Origin of the sequence: Chryseobacterium contaminans (assembly GCF_001684955.1) — a bacterium.
GTDB classification, from domain to species: Bacteria; Bacteroidota; Bacteroidia; order Flavobacteriales; family Weeksellaceae; genus Chryseobacterium; species Chryseobacterium contaminans.
On the sequence record NZ_MAYF01000300.1, the window covers coordinates 22,884 to 28,955 of the forward strand.

General features: G+C 36.3%; 6 protein-coding genes. 1 reads left to right on the plus strand and 5 read right to left on the minus strand.

The window, feature by feature from the left end; all coding sequences use genetic code 11:
• Positions 1 to 35 precede the first annotated feature (35 nt).
• The 3 genes from BBH99_RS14160 to BBH99_RS14170 form a co-directional block, all read right to left on the minus strand.
• Positions 36 to 719, minus strand: a complete 684-nt coding sequence (locus BBH99_RS14160; RefSeq protein ID WP_066696922.1) for a type 1 glutamine amidotransferase domain-containing protein — start codon at positions 717 to 719, stop codon at positions 36 to 38.
• Positions 720 to 827: 108 nt separating this feature from the next.
• The gene (locus BBH99_RS14165) at positions 828 to 1,769 is read right to left on the minus strand and encodes an NAD-dependent epimerase/dehydratase family protein (protein ID WP_066696925.1); all 942 of its coding nucleotides are present in this window, start codon (positions 1,767 to 1,769) and stop codon (positions 828 to 830) included.
• A gap of 201 nt (positions 1,770 to 1,970) precedes the next feature.
• Positions 1,971 to 2,882 (minus strand): helix-turn-helix domain-containing protein, encoded by a 912-nt coding sequence (locus BBH99_RS14170; protein ID WP_185111088.1) that lies wholly within the window; start codon positions 2,880 to 2,882, stop codon positions 1,971 to 1,973.
• 656 nt (positions 2,883 to 3,538) lie between these two features.
• Between BBH99_RS14170 and BBH99_RS22495 the strand changes: the two genes are divergently transcribed.
• Positions 3,539 to 3,676 (plus strand): hypothetical protein, encoded by a 138-nt coding sequence (locus tag BBH99_RS22495; RefSeq protein WP_165601950.1) that lies wholly within the window; start codon positions 3,539 to 3,541, stop codon positions 3,674 to 3,676.
• A 116-nt stretch (positions 3,677 to 3,792) separates the two neighbouring features.
• Here the strand turns inward: BBH99_RS22495 and BBH99_RS14185 are convergent, their stop codons facing one another.
• Both BBH99_RS14185 and BBH99_RS14190 read right to left on the minus strand, forming a co-directional pair.
• A complete protein-coding gene (locus tag BBH99_RS14185) occupies positions 3,793 to 4,374 on the minus strand; it encodes a Crp/Fnr family transcriptional regulator (RefSeq protein ID WP_066696934.1) in 582 nt (193 codons plus the stop codon).
• 77 nt (positions 4,375 to 4,451) lie between these two features.
• Positions 4,452 to 6,072: Na+/H+ antiporter (locus BBH99_RS14190; RefSeq protein ID WP_317041498.1), on the minus strand; the 1,621-nt coding region annotated here is incomplete at its 5' end.

Genomic DNA, 6,072 nt, shown 5'->3' on the forward strand with positions numbered 1-6,072 from the left:
TGTAGTTTTGTGATTTCTTTAATCCTGAAAGACTATTATTGATCAAGTTCTTTAACAACGATTTTTGCCATTTCTTTTGAACTGAACGGGTTTTGGCCTGTAATCAGATTCCCATTCACTATTACGTTGGATGTCATGGGGATACATGCTTTTTTAAAATCTGCACCACGCTCAATAATTGAAGCTTCAAGATTAAAAGGAACCTCTTTTTTTCTTCTGGCAATGGTCTCCTCAAACCAATCGAATCCAGTCATTGATTTTCTCTTAATCAGGTAAGTACCGTCCGAAAGCTTTACATTAATCAATCCTCCTACTCCATGGCAAATAGCAGCCACCATTTTTCCACTTTCGTACTGCCTTCTGATCATATTTTGCATAATAGCATTATCAGGGAAATCATACATTGTCGCATGACCACCCGCAAGATATATACAGTCAAAATCTTCGTTCTGAACTTCCAGCAAGCTCTTTGAATGGTTGAGCTCACTCATAAAGGCAGGGTTTTCATAGTATGATCTTGAAATTTTGTCCAATACAAGAGGTTTTATACTCTCCGGGTCAATGGGAACACCTCCTCCTTTAGGACTTGCTATGACAACCATCCACCCCTTCTCCTTTGCTATATGGTAGATGTGGGTAAGTTCACTCAGCCATAGGCCGGTTTCTAAACCACTTTTATAATGCCCGATATTGGTTGTAACCAGAAGAATTTTTTTCATTATCTTTTTCTGTTATTTAAAATTAAACACCGTCTAAAGTCCATGACTTCTGATAAATTCATATCAGTTATCGTTTTTACAATATCATCAGAATATTCCTGAAAGCAACTAAAGTTTATTTTCTCTAAACTGTTCCTGCTTGATCTGTTCTATTCCATCTTTATAGCTTGTAACCTTAAATTCAGGAAAACGTTTTCTGAATTTTGAGTCATCGAAAAGATTATTGTACGAATATCTTGGAAGTAATTCCAATAGCTCTTTTACCTTAGGATTAAACCATGAACCTATTTTGAATAGAATTTTTGGCACTACAGTATATTGGAGCTTCTTTCCATAAATTCCGGATGCTATTTCTATAAATTCTTTATAAGTGGGATGACTTGCGTCAACCGGCAGATGCCATGTCTGTCCATAGGCATCAGGTGTGTTACCGATTAAAGCTGTAGCCCGGCTTGCGTCCGGTGTCCAGATCAGGCTTCGTTTTTTACTGTCACTTAAAGGAACTTTTAATTTTTTGCCTTCTTTGATATTATCAAAAACTAACGTGTTGGTAATACTTTGTGTTTTAGCAGGACCATAAAACTCCGGTGCCCTACAGATTACCGCTTCAAGTTCTCCTGACTGTATTTCCTTCAACACCATATCTGCCATATTTCTTCTTACTTTCGCTTTTCTTCCGAGCGGACTAAAAGGTGTGTTTTCGGTAAGGTTCCTGTCATCCTGTGGATACATATAAGTATTATCAAAAAATACCAGCTTCGTTCCATTGATTTTGCAGGCATCAATTACATTTCTTAAAATCAGGGGGAACTGCTTTTCCCACAGATCCGAACTGATAGGTAATCCAAGCGTAAAATAGGCTATTTTACTTCCTTTTACAGCTTCAATAGCATTCTCTTTTATCGAGAGATCAGCTGAAAAGACTTCATCAGTATCATTCACTTTAGCAGCTTTACGGCTTACAATCCTGATCTCAGAAGTGAAATTTCTTTTTAGTTCCCTTGCCAGTTCTTCACCAATCTGTCCATTAGCGCCTAATATTGTTTGCATTTATTTCTCTTTTAAATTTATAGTACAAAATTCGGCTATATCAGCTACAAAAAAGTATCCGAATCAATGGAGGTTGTAACATAATCTCTGTTTTATTGATTTGTTTTTAGGATAATGGGAACATATAGAAGGCTAAAAAAGATAGATCATAATCGTTTCCCTCATTTCAATCGATTTCTTTAGATTAGAACGCTTTTACTGTTAATTAAATGAGGCCCTGAATTCCAGAGGCGAAAAACTCGTACGGTTTTTAAACAGACGGTGAAATGATTGTGGATGCTCAAATCCTAAATGATAAGCAATTTCTGATACTGACAATTCCGTTGTTGAAAGTAATTCTTTAGCTTTCTGGATCAATCGGTTCTGAATATGCTGCTGGGTTGTCTTTCCAGTTTGAACCCTGAGCATATCACTTAGGTAGTTGGCACTCACATTCAATTCACTTGCAATTAAATGAACTGAGGGTATTCCATTGATCGCTAAATTATCGTTTTTGAAATAATCATCCAGTAAATTTTCCAACTTTGTAAGCAAATCATTATTCACCTTTTTTCTTGTTAAAAACTGACGGTTATAAAAACGGTCACAATATTTTAACAGAAGTTCAAGGTTGGAAACCAGCAGGTCCTGCGTAAAACCATCCATATTTCCTTCAATTTCATTTCCAACGTTATGAATGATATCCATTATGGAGGCTTCTTCTTTTTCTGAAAGATGCAGCGCTTCATTGGCCGCGTATGAGAAATAGTCATAGCCTTTGATCTTTGAAGCTAAAGGATATCCCTGAAAGAAATCCGGATGCACCACGAGAACAAAACCTTTCACACCATTCAGAAGTACATCTTCAAATTGAAGTACCTGATGGGGAGCAATAAAATACATGATTCCTTCATCAAAATCATAATACTGTTGTCCATATCTGCACTTTCCCCCCGCACATTCCTTTTTCAATGCAATAACATAAAAATCCGTAGTAACTGCACTAAGGATCGTTTCAGGTTCCAGGTTGACATCATCAAAACTGAACACACTAATCAGTGGATTCGATGGTTTCTTCAATCCTAAAAAATGATGCAGGGCATTAATTGACGAAACCTTTTCCGGAGTTTTCATATTTGGATTTACTGATTTATACATAACTAATTTACTGATTTTTTTTAATTGAAGTTTGTTGATTTCTGATGTGTTCAAATCTTATCGTTGGCTTTCCATATTCTTTGCATCATGAGTATGGCAAAGTTCCAAAGACTGAAAGCAACCAGGGTATCCAAATTAAGGTAAGTTGTAACAGAATCTCCGATAAATAAAAAAATGTATGTTCTAAAATTAAATACAACTCTACCTAAGGAGCTTTTTTCGTATTTAGAAGTGACAAAAATCCTGATATGCTTCATCAGTAGAAATTAGGTAATTATAAAGAACGGAGGCAACAGGGATTCCCATATCCATCATCATCAAAAAGAAGAGTTTTTGACTACAGATCGGGAATTACAGCCTATATATCTTTTTTTCCTTTCTCTACATTTACAAATCAACAGAAATAAGCAATGGTTTATCTGATCGTTTTATTTTACCTGCCACAAAACTAATAATATGATGAATAAAAACTTAGCACTGGAAGACCAAGTTAAAGTTGATCAGCTTGAAAATCATTTAAATGAAAGAATAAATTATTTGTTAGGCTATTTGATTACAGCCCTCTATACAAATTCCTTAAATTTCCTATTAATAATGCAGATGACTCATTCTATCCAGGAGGTTCCCACCACATGAATACCCATTCTTTTGAAAGAGAGGTGATAGATTTCTTCGCTCATTTATTCAACGCTCAGGAAAACAATTATTGGGGATATATCACAAATGGAGGTTCGGAAGGGAGAGACGGAAAGGGCTACACATTTAACTAGTTTAATAAATGATTTTACAGCAACAAAAAATGCCGATACAACAATATCCGGCATTTTTATGTGAAATAAACAGAAATTTCATTACTATTCATTGAGTTTCCTACGATAAGAAATTATTACTCTTTGGAGGCTAAGCGTTTTCTGATCGTACTTACAAATTCTTTTGAAACGCCAAGATAAGAAGCTATATAATATTGGGCTACTCTTTGTGGGATGGAAGGATATACTTTGATAAACTCAAGATATCGGTCTGAAGCTGCTTTCGAAATGGTGTTAACCAAACGGGTCTGAAGAGTGGAAAGGTTTCTTTGCACCAACATTCTGAAAACTCTTTCAAACTTAGGGATTTTCTCTAGCAATTCTGCTTTTGTTGTGGGATTCAGCATATAAATCTCCGAGTCTTCCAGCGTTTCAATATAAACTTTTGAGGGTTTCTGATCCTGAAATGAAGCAATATCACTGATCCACCAGTCTTCTATAGCAAACAACAGAGTCACTTCAGTTCCATTATCATCCAGACAATACATTCTCAAGCATCCTTTATGAATATATCCTTCAAATTGGCAGATCTCACCTTCTCTTAATAAAACGGTTTTCTTAGGAAATGCTTTACAAACCAATAATTCTGTGAAAATTTTTTCTTCTTCAGGAGTAATGGTAATAAATCTTGTAATGTTCCTGATGATATTCTCAAACATAAAAATATTTTATCTGCAAATTATGAAAAAGACGGTAGATTTCATTGTGTAATTATCCACTTCTGTCTCTCATTACCCTACAAATGTTTATTTCCTGTTATTTTCAATTCATTAAGATCCAATTGGGATTCTGCCTTTCTTATTTCATCATCGCTGAACAGCTTTTCACGTTTCATTTTAAATAATTCTTTCCTTTGTAGGGCAAAAATTTCAAGCATCACTTTGTGATACTCCTTCATATCATTTTGCCTGTTGGTACACATTTCCAGAGAACTTAAATGATTCTGATGAAGCTGAATATCATTTTCCAGTGTTTTTTTAAGATTCTCAACCAAACTGTTGGAAGTAGTTTCCTGTTCTTCATTAAGTTTTTCTATAGCCAGTTGATCAAGCCTCATCTGAATTCCTGCCTGTTGTTCATGGGAAGGTATGATGGGATCAATCTCTCCTATCTTTGTTAATTTAATGATCAGGGGCAATGTGAGTCCCTGAAAAACCAATGTCACGAAAATGACCACGAAGGTGATAAAAATAATAAGGTTCCTCATAGGAAATTCAGCCTGCGAATTCATCATCACCGGAATGGATAATGCGGTGGCTAAGGAAACAACACCCCTCATTCCTGCCCATCCGATGATTAATGGGTTTTTCCATCCGGGATTAGGATCACGGCGAGCTTTTTCACTGATCCACCTTGGAAGATGGGCAACCGGATAGATCCATAATAAACGGACTATAATAACAATACTACTGATGATTAAACCATATTTAATCCCCTGCAACAGAGAGATATCTCCTAAACCATTGATTATATCGGGAAGTTCAAGGCCTATCAGAACAAAAACCAAAGCATTCATTACAAAGATCAGGGTATTCCAGACTCCTGTCATATTTATTCTTGTAGTTCCTGTCTTAAAAATCTCATGAGCACGGAAAGACATGAACAGTCCCCCGCTTACCACAGCCATTACTCCTGAAAAATGAAAATGTTCCGCAGAAAGGAAAAGAATATAAGGAGTCATCACTGTAAGTGCAGCATCAATAGCCGGTGTTGTAGGTAAAAACCTGTGAATGGCATAAAATACATGTGCCCCTGCCACTCCTATTACAATTCCCATTCCTGCTACCCAGAAAAACTGCCCTGCAGCTTCATGCATTGAAAAAGCACCTGTCATTACTGCCGCCAGTGCAAAACGGAATACAATCAGTGAAGAAGCATCATTAATTAAGCTTTCTCCTTCCAGTATTGTAATGGTTCTTTTAGGAACTTTCAATCCTTTTAATACGGTTGTTGCTGCTACAGCATCCGGTGGTGAAACAATTCCGCCCAATAAAAAGCCTAATGCCAATGTAAATCCGGGAATCAGGGCTTGCGACGCATATGCCACTACTAAAGATGTTAAAAATACCAAGCCAAAAGCCAATAAGCTGATAGGCCGTTTCCATTTCCAAAAGTCATTCCATGAAGTATACCAGGCGGCCTCATACAATAACGGCGGCAGGAAAATAAGAAATATAATATCCGGATCCAGTTTTAATATGGGAACTCCCGGAATCATACTTATTCCCAACCCGGCCAGAACCAGAAAAATAGGATATGCGATTTTAATTCTTTGTGCCAGCATAACCAGCAGCATAACAATGAGTAATAATCCTAATATTAAAAGTAATTTTTCGTGCATAATATTTTCTATATAT